At 61.5% G+C, this 20,345-nt stretch carries 18 protein-coding genes; 8 read left to right on the top strand and 10 right to left on the bottom strand.

Going from position 1 to position 20,345, the window contains the following annotated elements; all coding sequences use genetic code 11:
- Nucleotides 1-2 precede the first annotated feature (2 nt).
- The gene (locus T3A99_RS24480) at nt 3-521 is read right to left on the bottom strand and encodes a DUF2059 domain-containing protein (protein ID WP_047226294.1); all 519 of its coding nucleotides are present in this window, start codon (nt 519-521) and stop codon (nt 3-5) included.
- A gap of 190 nt (nt 522-711) precedes the next feature.
- Here T3A99_RS24480 and T3A99_RS24475 point away from each other — a divergent pair, with 190 nt between their 5' ends.
- Nucleotides 712-2,106, top strand: a complete 1,395-nt coding sequence (locus T3A99_RS24475) for a class II fumarate hydratase (RefSeq protein ID WP_047226293.1) — start codon at nt 712-714, stop codon at nt 2,104-2,106.
- A 165-nt stretch (nt 2,107-2,271) separates the two neighbouring features.
- On the opposite strand, the gene T3A99_RS24470 is transcribed toward T3A99_RS24475, so the two are convergent.
- Nucleotides 2,272-3,234: a DMT family transporter gene (locus T3A99_RS24470; protein WP_047226292.1), complete on the bottom strand. Its 963-nt coding sequence runs from the start codon at nt 3,232-3,234 to the stop codon at nt 2,272-2,274.
- Between the two features lie 188 nt (nt 3,235-3,422).
- On the opposite strand from T3A99_RS24470, the gene T3A99_RS24465 reads away from it, so the two are divergent.
- Entirely contained in the window at nt 3,423-3,620 is a 198-nt protein-coding gene (locus tag T3A99_RS24465) for a DUF6316 family protein (RefSeq protein ID WP_047226415.1), read from the top strand.
- Nucleotides 3,621-3,805: 185 nt separating this feature from the next.
- Here the strand turns inward: T3A99_RS24465 and T3A99_RS24460 are convergent, their stop codons facing one another.
- Nucleotides 3,806-4,990, bottom strand: coding sequence for a thiolase family protein (locus T3A99_RS24460; protein ID WP_139050802.1), 1,185 nt, complete (start codon nt 4,988-4,990; stop codon nt 3,806-3,808).
- Nucleotides 4,991-5,096: 106 nt separating this feature from the next.
- The gene (gene pap / locus T3A99_RS24455) at nt 5,097-6,617 is read right to left on the bottom strand and encodes a polyphosphate:AMP phosphotransferase (RefSeq protein ID WP_047226290.1); all 1,521 of its coding nucleotides are present in this window, start codon (nt 6,615-6,617) and stop codon (nt 5,097-5,099) included.
- A gap of 151 nt (nt 6,618-6,768) precedes the next feature.
- On the opposite strand from pap, the gene mnmC reads away from it, so the two are divergent.
- The 5 genes from mnmC (at nt 6,769) to T3A99_RS24430 (ending at nt 14,377) form a co-directional block, all read left to right on the top strand.
- Nucleotides 6,769-8,751, top strand: a complete 1,983-nt coding sequence (gene mnmC / locus T3A99_RS24450; RefSeq protein WP_322834880.1) for a bifunctional tRNA (5-methylaminomethyl-2-thiouridine)(34)-methyltransferase MnmD/FAD-dependent 5-carboxymethylaminomethyl-2-thiouridine(34) oxidoreductase MnmC — start codon at nt 6,769-6,771, stop codon at nt 8,749-8,751.
- Nucleotides 8,752-9,034: 283 nt separating this feature from the next.
- Complete coding sequence (locus tag T3A99_RS24445; protein WP_047226288.1) at nt 9,035-10,807, top strand: N-acetylglutaminylglutamine amidotransferase; 1,773 nt, start codon at nt 9,035-9,037, stop codon at nt 10,805-10,807.
- Nucleotides 10,808-10,810: 3 nt separating this feature from the next.
- Nucleotides 10,811-12,547, top strand: a complete 1,737-nt coding sequence (ngg, locus tag T3A99_RS24440) for an N-acetylglutaminylglutamine synthetase (protein WP_047226287.1) — start codon at nt 10,811-10,813, stop codon at nt 12,545-12,547.
- 189 nt (nt 12,548-12,736) lie between these two features.
- Nucleotides 12,737-13,927 (top strand): osmoprotectant NAGGN system M42 family peptidase, encoded by a 1,191-nt coding sequence (locus T3A99_RS24435; protein WP_076385802.1) that lies wholly within the window; start codon nt 12,737-12,739, stop codon nt 13,925-13,927.
- Nucleotides 13,928-14,149: 222 nt separating this feature from the next.
- On the top strand, nt 14,150-14,377 hold the full coding sequence (locus tag T3A99_RS24430) for a YheU family protein (RefSeq protein ID WP_047226285.1): 228 nt from the start codon (nt 14,150-14,152) through the stop codon (nt 14,375-14,377).
- Here the strand turns inward: T3A99_RS24430 and csrA are convergent.
- The 3 genes from csrA to T3A99_RS24415 all read right to left on the bottom strand — a co-directional run bounded on the left by csrA (nt 14,366) and on the right by T3A99_RS24415 (nt 15,923).
- On the bottom strand, nt 14,366-14,566 hold the full coding sequence (gene csrA, locus T3A99_RS24425; protein WP_047226284.1) for a carbon storage regulator CsrA: 201 nt from the start codon (nt 14,564-14,566) through the stop codon (nt 14,366-14,368). The genes T3A99_RS24430 and csrA overlap by 12 nt on opposite strands.
- Before the next feature lie 151 nt (nt 14,567-14,717).
- Nucleotides 14,718-15,050, bottom strand: coding sequence for a YnfA family protein (locus tag T3A99_RS24420; RefSeq protein WP_047226283.1), 333 nt, complete (start codon nt 15,048-15,050; stop codon nt 14,718-14,720).
- Between the two features lie 57 nt (nt 15,051-15,107).
- Entirely contained in the window at nt 15,108-15,923 is an 816-nt protein-coding gene (locus T3A99_RS24415; RefSeq protein WP_047226282.1) for an SDR family oxidoreductase, read from the bottom strand.
- A 367-nt stretch (nt 15,924-16,290) separates the two neighbouring features.
- On the opposite strand from T3A99_RS24415, the gene T3A99_RS24410 reads away from it, so the two are divergent.
- On the top strand, nt 16,291-16,443 hold the full coding sequence (locus tag T3A99_RS24410) for a DUF3309 family protein (protein ID WP_018606531.1): 153 nt from the start codon (nt 16,291-16,293) through the stop codon (nt 16,441-16,443).
- A gap of 59 nt (nt 16,444-16,502) precedes the next feature.
- On the opposite strand, the gene T3A99_RS24405 is transcribed toward T3A99_RS24410, so the two are convergent.
- The 3 genes from T3A99_RS24405 to T3A99_RS24395 all read right to left on the bottom strand — a co-directional run bounded on the left by T3A99_RS24405 (nt 16,503) and on the right by T3A99_RS24395 (nt 20,337).
- Nucleotides 16,503-18,596 (bottom strand): LTA synthase family protein, encoded by a 2,094-nt coding sequence (locus T3A99_RS24405; protein ID WP_322834879.1) that lies wholly within the window; start codon nt 18,594-18,596, stop codon nt 16,503-16,505.
- A 290-nt stretch (nt 18,597-18,886) separates the two neighbouring features.
- The gene (gene speE / locus T3A99_RS24400) at nt 18,887-19,762 is read right to left on the bottom strand and encodes a polyamine aminopropyltransferase (protein WP_047226280.1); all 876 of its coding nucleotides are present in this window, start codon (nt 19,760-19,762) and stop codon (nt 18,887-18,889) included.
- 167 nt (nt 19,763-19,929) lie between these two features.
- A complete protein-coding gene (locus T3A99_RS24395; RefSeq protein WP_047226279.1) occupies nt 19,930-20,337 on the bottom strand; it encodes a lipoprotein in 408 nt (135 codons plus the stop codon).
- Nucleotides 20,338-20,345 lie beyond the last annotated feature (8 nt).

Raw genomic sequence — 20,345 nt, 5'->3', positions numbered from 1 at the left:
GCTTACGGCTTTTTCTTGGCAGGGGCGGCTTTGGGCTCAAGCTCGGCGGTCATGTCTGCCAGCAGCTTGTTGACCACCGGCACCGCGCTTTCCAGCTTGGCTTGGGTCAACTGGGCCGATTGCTGGGTCAGCTGGGGCATTTTTTCCAGGACTTTCTTGCCCAGAGGCGAACGGTAGAAGGACACCAGTTCCTTGAGCTCCGGCTCGCTGAAGTTGGAGGTGTAAAGCTTGACCATGTCCGGCTTGAGCTTCTTCCAGCCGATGGCCTGATCCAGCGCGGCGTTGGCCTTGGCCTGGTAGGTTTCGAGGGTGGCTTTTTTCGACTCGGGAGCCTTGGTCTGTTCAAAGCGCTGGGCAAACATCTGCTGCACTTGCATGTACACCGGGGTACCCAGTTTGTCGGCGTGCGCCAGGGTCAGGAACTCTTCGGCACTGGCGTTGTGGCTGGCGGTATCGGCAAAAACAGGACTGCTGGCACACACCAGAGCAACTGCGGTACAGATGGCACGAAGACGGGTCATCGAGTTTCCTTTTCTACAGGCGAGGTAAAACCCCAAGGGCGATCATTCTGCGCCTAATAAACACCGAGCCTCAACCCCATTGCTCTACGCGTCCGATTGACGGGCCGAAACGATCGAAAAATGATTGAGGGAACCCGTGTCGCCCTTCAGGGCCTAAACTGCGCATTCAGACCTACAGGAGTTTGACCCGATGAGCCGTATCGAAACCGACAGCCTTGGCCAGGTTGAAGTCCCGGATGAAGCCTACTGGGGCGCCCAGACGCAGCGCTCCATGATCAACTTTGCCATTGGCAACGAACGCATGCCGCTGTCGGTGCTGCACGCCCTGGCGCTGATCAAGAAAGCCGCCGCGCGGGTCAATGACCGCAATGGCGACTTGCCTGCCGACATCGCGCGCCTGATCGAACAGGCCGCCGACGAAGTCCTGGCCGGCCAGCATGACGACCAATTCCCCCTGGTGGTCTGGCAGACCGGCAGCGGAACCCAAAGCAACATGAACGTCAACGAAGTGATCGCCGGGCGCGCCAACGAGCTGGCGGGCAATCCCCGCGGCGGCAAGAGCCCGGTGCACCCGAACGATCACGTCAACCGCTCCCAGAGCTCCAACGACTGCTTCCCCACCGCCATGCACATCGCCGCCATCCAGGCGGTCCATCAGCAATTGCTGCCGGCGATCGCCGAGTTGTCCGGCGCACTGGCGGAACTGGCGGCGCGCCACATGAAACTGGTCAAGACCGGCCGCACCCACATGATGGACGCCACGCCGATCACCTTCGGCCAAGAACTGTCAGCCTTCATCGCTCAACTCGATTACGCCGAACGGGCGATCCGTGCGGCACTGCCGGCGGTTTGCGAACTTGCCCAGGGCGGCACGGCAGTGGGCACCGGACTCAACTCGCCCCACGGCTTCGGCGAGGCGATCGCCGCTGAACTGGCGGCGCTGTCCGGTCTGCCCTTCGTCACCGCGCCAAACAAGTTCGCGGCGTTGGCCGGCCATGAGCCCCTGACCACGTTGTCCGGCGCGCTGAAAACCCTGGCCGTGACCCTGATGAAGATTGCCAATGACCTGCGCCTGCTGGGCTCCGGGCCACGGGCCGGGTTCGCCGAAGTGAAGTTGCCAGCCAATGAACCGGGCAGCTCCATCATGCCCGGCAAGGTCAACCCGACCCAGTGCGAGGCCTTGTCGATGCTGGCCTGCCAGGTCATGGGCAACGACGTGACCATCGGTTTCGCCGCCAGCCAGGGTCATTTGCAATTGAACGTGTTCAAGCCGGTGATCATTCACAACCTGTTGCAGTCGATCCGTCTGCTGGCCGATGGCTGCAGCAATTTCCAGCAGCACTGCATCGCCGGGCTCGAACCGGATGCCGAGCAGATGGCGGCGCATCTGGAACGTGGCTTGATGCTGGTCACCGCCCTGAACACACACATCGGCTATGACAAATCCGCCGAAATCGCCAAGAAAGCCTACGGCGAAGGGCTGACCCTGCGCGAAGCGGCCTTGCAGTTGGGGTATCTGACCGACGAAGAGTTCGATGCCTGGGTGCGGCCGGAGAATATGCTGGAGGCCGGAAGCCAGGGCTGAGATGTGTGCTTGGTTGGACGCAAAGCGTGCGCTCAACACAACCCACCTGTGGGAGCGAGCCTGCTCGCGATGAGGCCGGTCGGCTCGACATCATTATCGACGACCAGACCGCTATCGCGCGCAGGCTCGCTCCCACAAAAAAGCGGTTCTTCTTGCAGTCGCGGTCTATCGCCCGACAGCCAGTCGCTCACGCCGGGCCCTGAGCCCGGCAATCAGCGACGGCCCCAGGGCAACCAATGCCGATCCCAACACCACCAGCACCGCCCCGCCATACCCCAACAGATTGATCTGCTCGGCATGCACGTAGTCAGGCCACCACCAAGCTGCCAACGCCACCGCGGCGAAGGTCACCAACGGCGTGATCGCCAGGGTTGCGCTGACCCGCGACGCTTCCCAGTGAGCCAGGGCCTCGGCAAAGGCGCCGTAGGCAATCAGGGTATTGAGGCAGCAAGCAAGCAGTAGCCAGCCTTGCAGCGGACTCAGTTGCAGCGCCTCCAGCGGATGTACCCAGGGCGTGAGCAGCAGCGCGCAGAACAGGTAGATCACCATCATCACCTGCAACGAATTCCACACCGTCAGCAGTTGCTTCTGGCCCAGGGCATAGAAGGTCCAGACCGTCGACGCCAGCAACACCATCAAGACCCCGGCGGTGTAGTCGCTCAGGGACGTCAGCAGCTCGCCGAGGCGCTGGTTGAAAAACAGCGTGAAGCCGATCAACAACACCAGCAGGCCGATGCCCTGCCCCACGCTGAAACGCTCCTTGAACACAAACAGGCTGGCCACCAGCAACATGATCGGCCCCATCTGCACCACCAGTTGCGCGGTGCCGGGGCTCAAGCGATTGAGGCCCATCAGGTACAGCACGTAGTTGCCGACCAGCCCCAACACCGCCATCGCCACCAGCCAGCCACCCCGGGGGCCCAACACCTTGCGACTGGGCAAACGGCCAGTGGCCGTCAGGTAGATGAACAGCAAGCCACCGGACACCAGCAAGCGAAACCAGGTCACGGTGACCGGATCCATCACCTGCAGCACTTGCTTGAGCTTGATCGGCAGGATGCCCCACAGCAGGGCGGTCAGCAGGGCAAGGAACAGGCCGTAGACCCAGCGACCGGACGATATGTGCATGCAATCCTCGCAGCTCAAGACAAAGAGTCCCCATTCTAGGCGCGGATCGCTTCAGGACACAGGGACAGTTAGGCCGTGGACGTCCATGGGACTGTACGGGTCGTTGCCGTCGATCGCCTGGCCAGGCGCAAACCAAGGACTGCGCATAAGCTCAAATGACATTGCCCCCGCTGCCTTTGGAGACCGCCATGTTTGGCAAACGCGCCCAGGATCCCGCCCCTACGACGATTTTTCGCAGCGACCGGATCTGCCGGGTAAACGGCGAGTTTTATTTCAATACCCGAGAAGGCACGCAGGAAGGCCCGTTCGCCAGCCGCGAGGCGGCAGAACGGGAGATAAAAGCGTATATCGCGCGGATGCAGCAACTGACCCAGGTTGCCAGCTAGCGCAGCTGACGCAGCCCCCCCTTGTGGCGAGGGGATTTATCCCCGCTGGGCTGCAAAGCAGCCCCAAAGCAAACCACTCTGTCAGCCTGATATACCTCGGTTGTAGATTTTAGGGTTGCTGCGCAACCCAGCGGGGATAAATCCCCTCGCCACAAATAATCATCTCGCTAACTGTCAGCGCCCGGTTATCTCACCGCCTCAAACAACCCCGTCGCCCCCATCCCGCCGCCCACGCACATCGTCACGATGCCGTAGCGCAGGCTGCGCCGTTGCAGCTCGCGCACCAGATGGCCGACCTGGCGCGAACCGGTCATGCCGAACGGGTGGCCAATGGAAATCGAACCGCCGTTGACGTTGTACTTCTCGTTATCGATTTCCAGCCGGTTACGACTGTAGAGACACTGGGATGCGAAGGCTTCGTTGAGTTCCCACAAGTCGATATCATCGATATGCAAGCCCTTGGCCTTGAGCAGTTTGGGCACCGAAAACACCGGACCGATACCCATTTCGTCCGGCGCGCAACCGGCCACGGTAAAGCCACGGAAAAACGCCTTGGGCTTGAGCCCCAGGGCCAGGGCTTTTTCCAGGCTCATCACCAGGGTCATCGAAGCCCCGTCGGACAACTGTGACGAGTTGCCTGCCGTCACCGAGCCGTCTTCGGCGAACACCGGCTTCAAGCCCGCCAGACTTTCATAGGTGGTGTCGGGGCGGTTGCAATCGTCGCGATCAACCACGCCGTCGAGAATCTGCACCGCACCGGTGTTCTTGTCCTCGACCTTGTACTTGACCGCCATCGGCACGATCTCGTCGTCGAACAGCCCGGCCGCCTGGGCCTGGGCAGTGCGCTGCTGGCTCTGCAAAGCGTAGCGGTCCTGTTCTTCACGGCTGACCTGATAACGGCGGGCGACGATCTCGGCGGTCTGGCCCATGGGGAAATAAATCCCCGGCACTTGCTCCTTGAGCAGCGGGTTGATCAGGTGATCGGTATTGACGCTTTTCATTGTCAGGCTGATGGATTCCACGCCACCGGCAACAATGATCTCGCTGCAACCGGAGGCGATCTGGTTGGCGGCGATGGCGATGGCTTGCAGGCCCGAGGAGCAGAAGCGGTTGAGGGTCATGCCGGCGGTGCCGATGCCCAATTGCGAGAGCACCGCCACGTTCCGACCGATGTTATAGCCCTGGGCGCCCTCGTTCGAACCGGCGCCGACGATGCAGTCCTCGACGCTGGCCGGATCGATCCCGTTGCGCGCCAACAATGCATCGACACAATGGGCCGCCATGTCGTCCGGACGGGTCATGTTGAACTTGCCGCGAAAAGACTTGGCCAGGCCGGTCCGCACGCTGTCGACGATCACCACTTCACGCATGGCTGTACCTCAATTGTTATTGTCGGTTAGGAGTCAATTGAGCATAGATCCACTGCATAACCGACCGCGACGATCATTCACCCCGCGTATGCGTTCCCATCGCCCACTATTTGCCCTTGCTCGCCTTGCGAGCCTGCTTTGCTGAGCGCTCGAAGGCCTCCTCCAACGCTTCATTAAGCGTGCGCAACACCTTGACCCGCGCCCAGCGCTTGTCGTTGGCCTCCACCAGGGTCCAAGGAGAAATCTCGGTGCTGGTGCGGTCGACCATGTCGCACACCGCTGCCCGGTAGGCATCCCATTTGTCACGGTTGCGCCAGTCGTCCTCGGTGATCTTGAAGCGCTTGAAAGGAATTTCCTCGCGTTCCTGGAAGCGCTCCAGTTGAGTCTCCTTGTCGATGGCCAGCCAGAACTTGACGACCACGACTCCGGCGTCGGCAATCTGCTCCTCGAAATCGTTGATCTCGCCGTAAGCCCGCAGCCAGTCGGCCTTGCTGCAAAAACCTTCGACCCGCTCCACCAGCACCCGGCCGTACCAGGAGCGATCGAACACGGTGAACTTGCCCCGCGCCGGGATATGCCGCCAGAACCGCCACATGTAGGGATGGGCGCGCTCTTCCTCGGTGGGTGCGGCAATCGGTACGATGCTGTACTGGCGCGGGTCGAGTGCTGCCGCGACCCTCCGGATCGCCCCCCCCTTGCCCGCCGCATCGTTGCCTTCAAACACGGCCACCAGGGCATGGCGGCGCATGCGTTTATCGCGCAACAGGCCGGAAAAACGCGCCTGCTCGGCGATCAGTTGCTCTTCGTAATCGGCCTTGTCCAGACGCAGGGTCATGTCCAGGCTGTCCAGCAGCGTGACCTGGTCGTCCAGCGGCGGCAGTGGCGCCACATTGACCTTTTCCGCTTTGATCCTCGAGCGGTGCAAGGCTTGGCGCATCCCGTCAAGCAGGATCCGTCCGACCGTAAGGCTTCGATAATAACTGTCCATGCCTTCGATCACATGCCACGGGGCGTAGTCTCGACTGGTGCGGCGCAGGACCCGCTCACCGTATTTGACGAACTTGTCGTAGGTCTGGGACTGCTGCCAGTCCAGCGGGCTGATGCGCCAGCTGTGCAGCGGGTCGTCCTTGAGCCCCTTGAGCCGGGCTTTCATCTGTTTCTTGGACAGGTGAAACCAGAACTTGAAGATCAGTGCGCCTTCATCGCAGAGCATTTTCTCCAACCGTTCAGCGCCATTGATGGCCTGGTCGAGCCGTGGATCCTTGATCTGGCCATGAACGCGCCCCTGCAGCATCTGGCTGTACCAGTTGCCAAAAAAAATCCCCATGCGTCCCTTGGCCGGCAGCATCCGCCAATAACGCCAGGCCGGTGGCCGCGCCAGCTCCTCGTCGGTCTGCTGGTCGAAGGTACGCACTTCGATCAGCCGCGGGTCCATCCACTCATTGAGCAATTTCACCGTTTCGCCCTTGCCGGCGCCTTCGATGCCGTTGATCAGCACGATGACCGGAAAACGGCTCTGCTGGTGTAGCTCGTACTGGGCTTCGAGCAACGCTTCACGCAGTGCCGGGACTTCGGCGTCATAGGTGTCTTTATCGACGGCGTGACCGATTTCAGCGGATTCGAACATGGACAGCTCCTTCCAGGGAATGGGGCAAGACTAGCGGATTGGACGCGGGCCGGTGCAGCAGATTCCATCCAGACGAACGCTGTATTGCGATGGGTCAAGCAAGCCCATACCGATCGGCTAGAATGGCCTCCCAGTTTTGACCGAGCCTGCCATGACACCCGTACAGCACCACGCCCAACTCGACTGGGACGATCAGGGTCGCCCGCGCTCGCGGGTGTTCGACGATGTGTATTTTTCCGATCAGTCGGGCCTGGAAGAAACCCGCTATGTGTTCCTTGAACAGAACAACCTGACCGAGCGTTTTGCCGCGCTGCCGGACGACGGGCGGCTGGTGATCGGCGAGACCGGGTTTGGCACCGGGCTGAATTTTCTCTGCGCCTGGCAGTTGTTCGAGCAGTGCGCACCGGCCGGGGCGCGGCTGCATTTTGTCAGTGTCGAGAAATTCCCCTTGAGCCCCCCCGACCTGCGCCGGGCGCTGGATTTGTGGCCGCAACTCAAGCTTCAGGCGGATCAATTGCTTGCGCAGTACGTCGCCATCCATCAGGGCTTCCAGCGCCTGACGCTGGGAGACGGCCGGGTGACCCTGACCTTGTTGATCGGCGACGCCCTGGAGCAATTGCCACAGCTGGATGCGCAAATCGATGCCTGGTTCCTGGACGGTTTCGCGCCGGCGAAAAATCCCGAGATGTGGACCGCCGAGCTGTTTGCCGAACTGGCGCGCTTGGCTGCCCCCGGCGCGACCCTCAGCACCTTCACCAGCACCGGCTGGGTGCGACGGTTGTTGAACGCGGCAGGCTTCAAGATGAAGCGTACGCCGGGCATTGGCCATAAATGGGAAATCCTTCGCGGGGTGTTTCTCGGCTGGCCGCAGCTGGCACCCGCACCGCCCCCGGTAAAACCCTGGTACGCCCGCCCCACGGCGCACAGCGGCGAGCGTCGAGCCCTGGTGATCGGTGGCGGCCTGGCCGGTTGCGCCAGCGCGTCCAGCCTCGCGGCCCGTGGCTGGCAGGTGACGCTGCTGGAACGGCATGCCGGGTTGGCCGAAGAGGCGTCCGGTAACCCGCAGGGCGTGTTGTATCTCAAGCTTTCGGCCCATGGCACGGCGCTGTCGCAGATGATCCTCAGCGGTTTCGGTTACACCCGGCGCCAGCTCGAACATCTGCAGCGAGGTGTGGACTGGGACGGCTGCGGTGTCTTGCAACTGGCGTTCAGCGCCAAGGAAGCCGAGCGCCAGACGCAATTGGCCGAGGCCTTTGCCGAAGATTTGCTGCACGTCCTGGATCAGTCCCAGGCCGAGGCGCAGTCCGGTATCGGCCTGGCCTGTGGCGGTCTGTTTTACCCGCAAGGCGGTTGGGTGCATCCGCCCGCGCTGTGCCGCTGGCAGGCATCCGCCCCCAAGATTGAGGTGCAAAACCACCATGAAGTCCTCGAGCTGCGCCGCATCGACGGTCAGTGGCAGGCCTGGGACGGTGAACGTTGCCTGGCCAGCGCGCCGGTAGTGGTCCTCGCCAGCGCCGCCGAGATCAAACGCTTCGATGCGGCCGCCGACTTGCCCCTCAAGCGCATTCGCGGGCAAATCACCCGCCTGTCGCAAACCGCCCACAGCCAGGCACTGCGCACGGTGGTCTGCGCCGAAGGCTACGTGGCTCCGGCACGGTTGGGCGAGCACACCCTGGGGGCCAGTTTCGATTTCAAGAACGACGACCTGACCCCTACCGCCGCCGAGCACGCCGGCAACCTGCAGATGCTGGAGCAAATCTCCGCTGATCTGGTGGAACGCCTGGACGCCAGCACCCTGGACCCGGCACACCTCCAGGGCCGCGCGGCGTTCCGTTGCACCAGTCCGGACTATCTGCCGATTGTCGGCCCCTTGGCCGAGAGTCAGGCCTTCACCCAGGCATACTCGGCGCTGAGCAAGGACGCCCGCCAAGTGCCGGACTGCCCATGCCCCTGGCTCGATGGCTTGTACATCAACAGCGGCCACGGCTCCCGGGGCCTGATCACCGCGCCATTGTCGGGCGAGTTGATTGCCGCCTGGCTGGACAACGAACCTTTGCCTCTGCCCCGAAGCGTGGCCGAGGCCTGCCATCCGAACCGGTTTGCGTTGCGGGCGCTGGTTCGGGGCAAGGCCTGATGCAGATTGCCGGTATGCCACAAAAACCTGTGGGAGCGAGCCTGCTCGCGATTGCGCCAGATCATCTGGCATCCAAGTGACTGGCACACCGCGATCGCGAGCAGGCTCGCTCCCACAGGCTGATGTTTTGCCGTGGTTTTTCAGTCGCCCGAGCGTCCCTACTTCAGCTGCTTATAACGCATTGATCTAAAACTCACACCAATCCCACCGGTCAGTTTCAAAGTACCCGCCATTTTGGCGTATGGTGTTTGACCCTCCCCAACGGAAAAACCGGTAAGGACTTATGTGCGGATTAGCTGGAGAGTTACGTTTCGATCAACAACCTGCGGACCTTGCGGCCGTAGAGCGAATCACCCATCACCTGGCTCCTCGCGGCCCCGACGCGTGGGGTTTCCACAGTCAGGGCCCCATTGCCCTGGGCCATCGGCGCCTGAAAATCATGGACTTGTCCGACGGTTCGGCCCAGCCGATGATCGACAATCAACTGGGCCTGTCCCTGGCCTTCAACGGCGCGATCTACAACTACCCTGAATTGCGCGCCGAGCTGGAAGGCCTGGGCTACGCCTTCTATTCCGGTGGCGACACCGAAGTACTGCTCAAGGGCTACCACGCCTGGGGCGAAGCACTGTTGCCCAAGCTCAACGGCATGTTCGCCTTCGCCATCTGGGAACGCGACGCCAAGCGGCTGTTCATCGCCCGCGACCGCCTCGGTGTCAAACCGCTGTACCTGTCGCGCACCGGCCAGCGCCTGCGCTTTGCCTCGGCGTTGCCGGCGCTGCTCAAGGGCGGCGACATCAGCCCGATGCTCGACCCGGTGGCGCTGAACCATTACCTGAACTTCCATGCCGTGGTCCCGGCGCCCCGCACCCTGCTGGCCGGCGTCGAAAAGCTGCCGCCTGCCACCTGGATGCGGGTCGAAGCCGACGGCACCACCGAGCAGAAAACCTGGTGGACCCTGCCCTACGGTCCACGGGCCGACGAACAGCACCTGAATCTGCAAGACTGGATCGACCGCGTGCTCGACAGCACCCGTGAAGCGGTCGCCATTCGTCAGCGTGCCGCCGTGGATGTCGGCGTGCTGCTTTCCGGCGGCGTGGACTCCAGCATGCTGGTGGGCCTGCTGCGGGAGGTCGGTGTGGAAAACCTTTCCACATTCTCCATCGGCTTCCAGGATGCCGGTGGCGAGCGCGGTGACGAGTTCCAGTATTCGGACCTGATCGCCAAGCACTACGGCACTCATCACCACCAGTTACGCATCGACGAAAAAGAAATCATCGAGCAACTGCCGGCGGCGTTTCGGGCCATGAGCGAGCCGATGGTCAGTCACGACTGCATCGCCTTCTACCTGCTGTCGCGGGAAGTGTCCAAGCATTGCAAAGTGGTGCAAAGCGGCCAGGGCGCCGATGAACTGTTCGCCGGTTACCACTGGTATCCACAAGTGGACGGCGCCAGTGACCCATACGCGGCCTATCGCGCCGCATTCTTTGATCGCAGCTACGAAGAATATGCCGCTACCGTGCAGCCCAAATGGCTGACGGCCAATGACGCGGCCGGTGATTTCGTCAAGGAACACTTCGCCCAACCGGGCGCCGACGCAGCGGTGGACAAGGCCCTGCGTCTGGACAGCACGGTGATGTTGGTGGACGACCCGGTCAAGCGCGTCGACAACATGACCATGGCCTGGGGCCTGGAAGCGCGCACGCCATTCCTGGATTACCGACTGGTGGAACTCTCGGCACGGGTCCCGGCGAAATTCAAGCTGCCCGACGGCGGCAAACAGGTCCTGAAGGAAGCCGCTCGACGGGTGATCCCTGGCGAGGTCATCGACCGTAAAAAAGGCTATTTCCCTGTACCCGGTCTCAAGCATCTGGAAGGCAACACTTTGGCCTGGGTCCGCGAACTGCTGCTGGATCCGAGCCAGGATCGCGGCCTGTTCAACCCGGCGATGCTTGATCGACTGCTGACCGACCCCAACGGCCAGCTCACTCCGTTGCGCGGCTCAAGGCTGTGGCAACTGGCGGCGCTGAACCTGTGGCTCAGCGAGCAAGGAATCTGATCGATGAAACCCCACAATCAACGCCTGCTGCGGGGCCAGGCGCCCTCCTACGAACGCCTGCAGGCGCGACTGGCCGAAGACGGCAGCGAACTGGGCGCCGACCCGATCGCGGTGCACTGCGGCTGGGGCCGATTGCTGATCGGCCACACCTTCCCGGACCCGGCAAGCCTGGCCCAAGAGCTGCTCAATGAGCAATCGGGTGAGCGCGACATTGCCTTGTACGTCGCCGCCCCCCAGCAAATACTCGGGCTGGAGCCGGCGCAGCTGTTTCTCGACCCATCCGACACCTTGCGCCTGTGGTTCAGCGACTATCGCCAGGCCACCCGGGTATTTCGCGGTTTCCGGATACGCCGGGCCCAGAGCGACGCCGACTGGCAGGCGATCAACCTGCTGTATCAGGCCCGGGGCATGTTGCCCATCGATCCGCAACGACTCACACCGCGCCATGAAGGCGGGCCGGTCTACTGGCTGGCCGAAGATGATGACACCGGCGCGGTGATCGGCAGCGTCATGGGCCTGAATCACCAGAAAGCCTTCAACGACCCGGAAAACGGCAGCAGCCTCTGGTGCCTGGCCGTGGATCCGCAGTGTTCGCGGCCCGGTGTCGGTGAGGTCCTGGTGCGCCACCTCATCGAGCACTTCATGAGCCGGGGCCTGAGTTACCTGGACCTTTCGGTGCTGCACGACAATCGCCTGGCAAAAAGTCTCTACGCCAAGCTCGGGTTCCGTAATCTTTCGACGTTCGCCATCAAACGCAAGAACTGCATCAATCAGCCGTTGTTCCTGGGGCCGGGCCCCGAGGCGCAGTTCAATCCTTATGCGCGCATCATTGTCGAAGAGGCTCACCGCCGGGGCATCGAAGTCCAGGTGGACGACGCCGAAGGTGGATTGTTTACCCTGGTCCACGGCAGCCGCCGGATCAGGTGCCGTGAATCCCTCAGCGACCTGACCAGCGCTATCAGCATGACCCTGTGCCAGAACAAAAGCCTGACCCACAAGGTGCTGAAAAACGCCGGCTTGAACTTGCCGGCCCAACAGTTGGCTGGCAACGCCGATGACAACCTGGCCTTTCTCGATGAGCATGAACGGGTAGTGGTCAAGCCACTGGACGGTGAACAGGGCCAGGGTGTCGCGGTGGATCTACGCACGATTGAAGAGGTGCAGAGCGCGATTGAAACGGCCCGCCAGTTTGACAGCCGGGTGCTGCTGGAGAGCTTCCACGAGGGCCTGGACCTGCGCGTACTGGTGATTGGCTTTGAAGTGGTGGCAGCGGCGATCCGGCGGCCGGCGGAGGTGATCGGCGACGGTCGGCACACCATCGGCGCGCTGATCGAAGCCCAAAGCCGCCGCCGACAAGCGGCCACGGGAGGTGAAAGCAAGATTCCCATGGACGCCGAGACCCAACGCACATTGAGCGCGGCAGGTTATGACTACGACAGTGTGCTGCCCGCCGGCAAACACCTGTTCGTACGGCGTACGGCGAACCTTCATACGGGCGGCGTGCTGGAAGATGTCACGGGCATCCTCCATCCGACCCTGACTGAAGCTGCGATACGCGCCGCGCGGGCCTTGGATATTCCCATGGTTGGCCTCGACCTGTTAGTGCCGGCGGCCGATCAGCCCGAATACGTGTTCATTGAAGCCAACGAACGCGCCGGCCTGGCCAACCACGAACCGCAACCCACTGCCGAACGCTTTGTGGATTTATTGTTTCCCCATAGTCAGGCGGTGGCCCAATAGAGGTGTAGTGCCTGGGCGGGCCTCATCGCGCGCAGGCTCGCTCCCACCCGGTGGTATGCACCGCCGCAGAAACCTTGTGGGAGCGAACCTGTTCGCGATGGCGGCTTGAAGGACACCAACATTTCATAGGTCAGACACATTCCCTTCCTCATCGAAACCATCGATGCGCTCAACTCATCAGGAGTTTCCATGATCAGCAAAATTCCCGAACCGGATCTCGAATACCTGCAAAAAGTCCTGCTGGAAATGCTCGCCATTCCCAGCCCCACCGGCTTCACCGACACCATCGTGCGCTATGTCGCTGAGCGGCTCGAAGAGTTGGGTATCGAGTTTGAAATGACCCGGCGCGGCACGATCCGCGCCACCCTCAAGGGCCGCAAGAGCAGCCCCGATCGGGCCGTGTCGGCTCACCTGGACACCATCGGCGCCTCGGTGCGCGCCATCAAGGACAACGGGCGCCTGACCCTGGCTCCGGTGGGTTGCTGGTCCAGCCGCTTTGCCGAGGGCAGTCGCGTCAGCCTGTTTACGGACACGGGGGTGATCCGAGGCAGCGTACTGCCGCTGATGGCGTCCGGGCATGCATTCAACACCGCCGTGGACGAAATGCCCATCAGTTGGGATCACGTCGAACTGCGCCTGGACGCCTACTGCACCACCCGCGCCGATTGCGAAACACTGGGGGTGGGCATTGGCGACTATGTGGCGTTCGATCCTTTGCCGGAGTTCACCGAGAGTGGCCATATCAGTGCTCGGCACCTGGACGATAAAGCCGGGGTCGCGGCGCTGCTGGCGGCGCTCAAGGCGATTGTCGACAGTGGCGAAGAACTGCTGATCGACTGCCACCCGCTGTTCACGATTACCGAAGAAACCGGCAGCGGCGCGGCGGCTGCACTGCCTTGGGATGTCAGCGAGTTCGTCGGCATCGACATCGCGCCGGTCGCACCGGGCCAGCACTCGAGCGAACACGCAGTGAGCGTGGCGATGCAGGATTCCGGGGGACCCTATGACTATCACCTGTCACGGCACTTGCTGAAGCTGGCCAGGGAAAACGAACTGCCGGCGCGCCGCGACCTGTTCCGTTATTACTTCAGCGATGCCCATTCCGCCGTCACCGCCGGCCACGATATCCGCACCGCCCTGCTGGCCTTCGGCTGCGACGCCACCCATGGCTACGAACGCACCCACATCGACAGCCTGGCCGCCCTGAGCCGTCTGCTGGGCGCCTACATCCTCAGCCCACCGGTATTCGCCAGCGACGCCCAACCGGCCCAGGGTTCGCTGGACCGCTTCAGCCATCAACTCGAACACGATGCGCAGATGGAAAGCGATACCCGGGTGCCGTCGGTGGATAGTTTGATTGGGCAGCGGTCGGATAACTGAGCACAGTTCCAGAATCTCAGTGCCCGTCATGACGCCATCGCGAGCAGGCTCGCTCCCACAAGGAGACCTTCGTTGAGCATAAAGTTCGTGCCCGACGCAGGCCCACTGTGGGAGCGAGCCTGCTCGCGATAGCGCCGCAGCAGACACCGCAATCCCCAAGCCAGGCTAGCCGCAAAAGCCCTTTGGTCGTAGCATCGCGACATTGTCTAGCCGAGGTACCCCATGCTGATCCCTTACGACCAACTCGAAGTCGACACGCTCACTCGCCTGATCGAAGATTTCGTGACCCGCGACGGCACCGACAATGGCGATGACACGCCGCTGGAGACCCGCGTATTGCGGGTCCGGCAAGCCTTGACCAAAGGCCAGGCGATGATCGTCTTCGACCCGGAAAGCGAACAGTGCCAGTTGATGCTCAAGCACGACGTGCCCAAGCATCTATTCGACTGAGCAGACCTTGCGACTGGCCAGGGCCCTTTTTTTCTGAATCTTTTCGTATATCTCGGAGCGATGAACGTCGATGTGCCGTGGCGCTTCCACGCCAAAACGAACAGTGGTGCCGTTGACCGAGAGCACTCGGACGGAAATATCATCACCGATGGAAATCAGTTCACCCACAGCGCGGCTAAGTACGAGCATGGTTCTTGTCCTTAAGAATATCTGGAACTTGACCATGCCCGCCCCGCCTGAGGTTCTCAAGACACCTTCAAGAATTCAGTAACGCCCTACAAGCAACACTCTGGCAACTGAAGGAAACGTCCTGCAAAACCCTGTCAGCTAGCGGACTTATTCAAGAGGCGGAAATCCGCGGACCGAACAGAATCACACTCGCCCCCAACACGCAGAGCGCCACCCCCACCCAGTCGGAAGTCAGCGGCCGCGCTCGCTCCACCACGGCCAGCCAGCCGATCGAGGCGATGATATAGATACCGCCATAAGCGGCGTAGGCACGACCGGCGTAGGTCGCTTCGATGCGGGTCAGCAACAGGGCGAACAGCGTAAGACTCAACAGGGCCGGCACAATCCACCAGGCGCTCTTGCCCTGGCGTAGCCACATCCAGAACGCGTAACAGCCGGCGATTTCAAACAGCGCGGCGAGAAAGAACCAAAAATAGTTGAGCATGTGAGCGTCCATCAGGAGGGCCGAATGCGGCCATCCTGAGGACGCCGGACACTCAGGTCAACTCGGGTTCTGTCGAGCCTTGGCGCGCATCTTGTCGGCCATGACGGTCATTTCGTCGTACAGCAATTGCGGATTCTTCTGCTTGATGGCCCAGGCCATGCGCCCTTGCTCGTGGGGCAGGATCATGAACTGGCCCTGGGCGACCTGTTCATAGATGTAATCGGCAATCTCGGCAGCGCTGATCGGCGAGCTTTCCAGCAGCTTGCCAACCTGGGCTTTCATTGCCGGCGTCGGGCCGCGGAAGGAGTCCAGCAGGTTGGTCTGGAAAAACGACGGGCACACCACATGCACACCGATTTCCTGCTGTGCCAGCTCGATCAACAGGCTTTCCGACAGCGCCACCACACCAGCCTTGGCCACGTTGTAGTTGCTCATGGCCGGGCCTTGCATCAGGGCGGCCATGGAGGCGATGTTGATGATCTTGCCGTGGCTTTTTTCCAGCAACGGCAAGAACGCCTTGCAACCCTTGACCACGCCCATCAGGTTGATTGCGATCTGCCAGTCCCAATCCTCCAAGGACAGTTCACTGAAGAACCCACCCGAGGCCACACCGGCATTGTTGACGATGATGTCGATGCCACCGAGCTTCTCTTCGCAGGCCTGGGCAAACGCCGTCAGTTGGCTGTAGTCGCGCACGTCGCAGCGCTGGACAAAACCGTCGCCGCCAGCGTCACGCACCAACCTGAGGGTTTCCTGAAGGCCCGGCTCACTGACATCCGACAAGGCCAGGCGCCAGCCTTCGCGGGCCCAGCGCAGCGCGATTTCGCGACCCAGGCCAGAACCGGCACCGGTAATCATCATGCGATTTTGCATAGGAAACAGCCTTGTTGTTCCGGGAGAGATGCGCCGAGTGTAGCGAAGGACCCCGCCGCACCCACGCTCCATCAGAGTGCTGAATGGCGAGGGCAAACCTTAATAGGTTTTGAGGGGAACAACCCAGTGGAACCGCCTGCGGGAGCAAAGCTTGCTCACGATCGGCGCGACGCAGTTCTGGAAGATGGTGTCGTTTGCAGCGCGAGCCCGCTTTGCTCCCGAAGACGGGTTCTTTCACGCCTCAAAAAGACTTTGAATTTTTTACAGGACGTTACGGTCGTACTTATTAAGCCGCCCGGATTTAACGCATGCGTGCTGGTAGTTGAAAGTTGCATCACTCCAGAACTGACCAATAAGGAAATCAACAATGGGCACAATACTCATCATTATCCTGATCCTCCTGCTGATCGGTGGCCTGCCGGTCTTCCCGCACTCTAGAAGTTGGGGTTACGGTCCGTCCGGAATCATCGGTGTCGTACTGGTAGTGCTGTTGATCCTGCTATTACTGGGCAAGATATGAACCACTAAGTGACAAAAAAAAGAGGCCCGTTAAGGCCTCTTTTTTATGGGCGGAACTTCTCAGTCTGGAACACCCCGTGTCACGCCGGCGGTGTTATCCAGCAGGCTCTTGGTGGCGGTTTGCAGAAACGCCTCCAGCTTGAGTTTCATTTCGAGAGCCTGCGGCGCGTCGGAGATGACATCCGCGCGTGGCTGGGCACCCAGTTGGTAGCGGTACAGCTTCGGCGCCATTTCCTTTTCCCTTGGCAGTACCAGAATCTTGTCGTCGCGGATGATCGCCGTGGTCTGATCACTGCCCGACGGTTTGATCACGCCAAATCCGCTGTCGCCTGGCGGCAGGTTCAACAGATCGCGGCCCCAGCACTGGTTACGCACTTGCCCGCCGATCCGGCCCATGATGGTCGGGACGATATCGACCTGTGTGCCCACGGTGTGGTTGCGCTGGCCGAACTTTTCCTGGATACCCGGGCCGATCAACAGCATCGGTACGTTGAAACGGCCCAAGTCCATTTCGGTAATCTGGCGCTCGTTACCAAAGCCGTGGTCTCCGACGATGACAAACAGCGTCTCCTTGAAATAAGGCTCCTTGCGGGCCTTTTCGAAGAACTGACCCAGGGCCCAATCGGAATAGCGCATGGCAGTCAGGTGCGCATTCAGGCTGCCACGGTCAGTGACCGGTTCCACCGGCAACGGTGTCGGCAGCGCATACGGCGTGTGGTTGGACAGGGTCTGCAGCAACGCATAGAACGGTTTGCCGTTTTCCCGTGCCTTGAGTTCGATCAGGCTGCGGTCGAACATATCCTGGTCGGACACGCCCCAGGTGGGGTCGGAGAACACCGGGTTCACATAATCATTGCGCCCGATGAACGTGGTCATACCCTGGCCGCTGAAGAAACCCGACTGGTTGTCCCAGGCGAAATCACCGTTGTAGACATACACGTCGTCGTAGTTGCGGGCACTGAGCAGTTGCGGCAGCCCCGAAAACTTGTGGCTGCCTTCAGGTGTCTGCATCAGGTACTCGAAGCCCGGCAGGTTCGGGAAGCAGGCCATGGTGGCGAACATGCCCTGATGGGTGTGGGTACCATTGGAGAAGAAGCGGTCAAACAGCAGACCTTCCTTGGACAGTTTGTCCAGATAAGGCGTGATATTGCCCGGCGCGCCCAAGGCACCTACCGAGTGCCCCGCCATGCTTTCCATGAGAATCACTACCACGTTCTTGATCGGCAAAGTCTTGTCGGCCGGTGGCGTGTAGTCGCGACGTACGGCGGCGGTGTCTGCATCGACCAGTTTGTCGTCGGGCATCACCAGCATGTCCCGCACCGTCTGCTGGGCCAGCGGTTGCTCGAGGGTGGCTTTCCAGATGTTGTCGCGGTGTTCGGACATCCGGCTCTTGGCCGCGGCCACCAGTGACAACGTGCCATTAAGGCCCAACTGATTGGCAAAGTTCGAATCGGTGGTGTAGACGTCACCCCAGCGCAGCGGCGGCCCCTGGCGCAAGGTACCCCGGGCGGCGCCCACGGCCACGACCAAGCAGACCATGAACACCGCGACACGCCCGTACCACGGAGCCACCTGGCGTGTGCCAATGGTGCCGCCACTGAACGGCCCGCGCGGTCGAGTCGCGCGGTCGGCGCCCTTGAACGCCATCGTGAGGATCAGCGTGCCCACGGCCCACGCCAACAGGTAGCGCACCACCGGGAACCCATACCAGAGCATGCTCATCACGGTTTTCGGGTCTTCCTGCACATACTGGAAGACCAGGCCGTTGAGACGCTGGTGAAACTCGCGGTAGAAGTCCATCTCCATCAGACCGAGGAACAGCGCGATGCTGGCGGTCACGGTCAGCCAGAAACGAAAAAAACCACGAGCCGCCATGGCCCGCGCGCTGAACAAGGCCAGCAGCAGCGGAATACACAGATAGACCACCAGACGCAGGTCAAAACGCAGACCGTTGACGAACGCCTCGACGAAGGTCGAGGCCGGGGTGTCGAGGATCATTTCGCGGTTGTAGACCAGTAGCGCAACGCGCAACAGGCTGAACATGATCATCATCACCAAGGCACAGAGCAACGTGTAGGCCAGGTGAGATTTGACGGTCGGTTGCAGCAGGCGATGCGTGGTGCGTTGCTGACTCAGGGCGTCCGGGATTGCCATGTCGTGTAAGGACCTAATGGGGTTGAGGGCGAATAGAACAACGGCGCGTCCTATGCCGACCATCACCCGGGTCCCTGGGTCTGCGCGAGTGCGCGAGCGTTGAATGAATGGCTGAGCATCGCAATTCATTCACCGACGGCAACAGGCGCCGGGATTGTCCGCAAGGTCCTGTGAAAATTTTGTTCAATAACTATTAGCAAACACAAAAAACTCCGGATTGCCCGATGAGTCTGTGTCGAACCTCTCTGTGGTCAGGGGATATAACCCCCGCCACAGCTTGGGAGTCCTGATCAGTCGTTGCTTGGCTTGTTGATCGCCCGCAAGACGTACTGCGGCATGGCGAACGCGCCGATGTGAACTTCAGGGTTGTAGTAGCGGGTAACAATGCCGCTGCCAATGAAGCGCTCACGCAGGGTCTCGCGGGTCAGCTTGCGATAGGCAGTATCCGTCGAGCCCCAGGCGAAAGTCATGGCGCCACCAATGTAGGTCGGCACGGCGGCCTGGTAGAAATGCCAGTCGGCAAACAGGCCACGCAGACGCCCGGCAGTGGTTTGTACTTCGCCCAGTTGCATGAACGGTGTGCCGTTCTGGGTCACCAGAATGCCGCCTTCGTTCAGGCAGCGATGACAGGCCTGGTAGAAGTTTTCCGAAAACAGCACTTCACCCGGGCCGATCGGGTCGGTGGAGTCGGAGATGATGACGTCGAACTTCTCCTGGGTGGTGGAGACGAAACGCATGCCGTCGTCGATCACCAGGTTCAGGCGCGGGTCGTCGTAGGCGCCCTTGGAGTGGTTGGGCAGGAACGCCTTGCACATGTCCACCACCGTGCCGTCGATTTCCACCATGGTGATGTGCTCAACGCCCAGGTGCTTGGTCACTTCACGCAACATGCCGCCGTCGCCACCGCCGATGATCAACACGCGTTTGGCCGCGCCGTGGGCGAGGATCGGTACGTGGGTCAGCATTTCGTGGTAGATGAATTCATCGGCTTCGGTGGTCTGGATCACGCCATCCAGCGCCATCACCCGGCCCATGCGCGGGTTCTCGAAAATCACCAGGTGCTGGTGCTCGGTGCGCACTTCGTGCAGCAGCTTGTCCATCCGAAAACGCTGGCCGTAGCCTTCGTAGAGGGTTTCCAGGTAGTCGCCGGTCGGGGTAGTCGTCATGGTCAGGTGCTCCGATAAATACGCGGTTGGCCGGTGAAGGCTCGCAAAGGCGCGCATTCTACGACGCCGGGCATGACAGGTCGAACCTTGAACTCATCACCGGCCAAACTGCGTAGCAGCTGTCGAGCCCAGCCGGGGCGAGCCGGTTCGCCACAGGCTGGTCTCTCTTAGTGGAATTGACGCCCCAACCCCGCCGGAACGCCTTCGATGGTGGTTTCTTCCCACGGCCCGTTCGGGCTGATGGAGCGGCTCCAGCCGTTGCTCCAGCGGTAATAGGTGCGCTGGCGATAGAAGGTGTTGGTGTGGTTGTCCAGCACATAGACCCCAAGTTTGGCGTCCCAGTGGCTATTGCCGCCGGGTGGTGGGGCGAAGCTGGCGGAAGTACGAGGCAACGGCTTGGCCGGTGTGTTCGGCGTGACGGGCTTGCTTGGGGCGGTCGACGGCCCCGGCTTGGTGGCCGGGCCTGAAGACGGGATGGGAGGCAGCGGCGCCGACGGCTGCGGCGGACGCTGGACCGCACAAGCACTCAGGCCCAGGACGAGCGTGAGCAGGGTGATACGAGCGATGGCGGTCATGGTGCGAA

The organism is Pseudomonas sp. N-137 (assembly GCF_034555295.1).
GTDB lineage: Bacteria > Pseudomonadota > Gammaproteobacteria > Pseudomonadales > Pseudomonadaceae > Aquipseudomonas > Aquipseudomonas rhizophila.
Note: the sequence above shows the minus strand (reverse complement) of the source record. Positions and strands in the feature narration are given on the sequence as shown.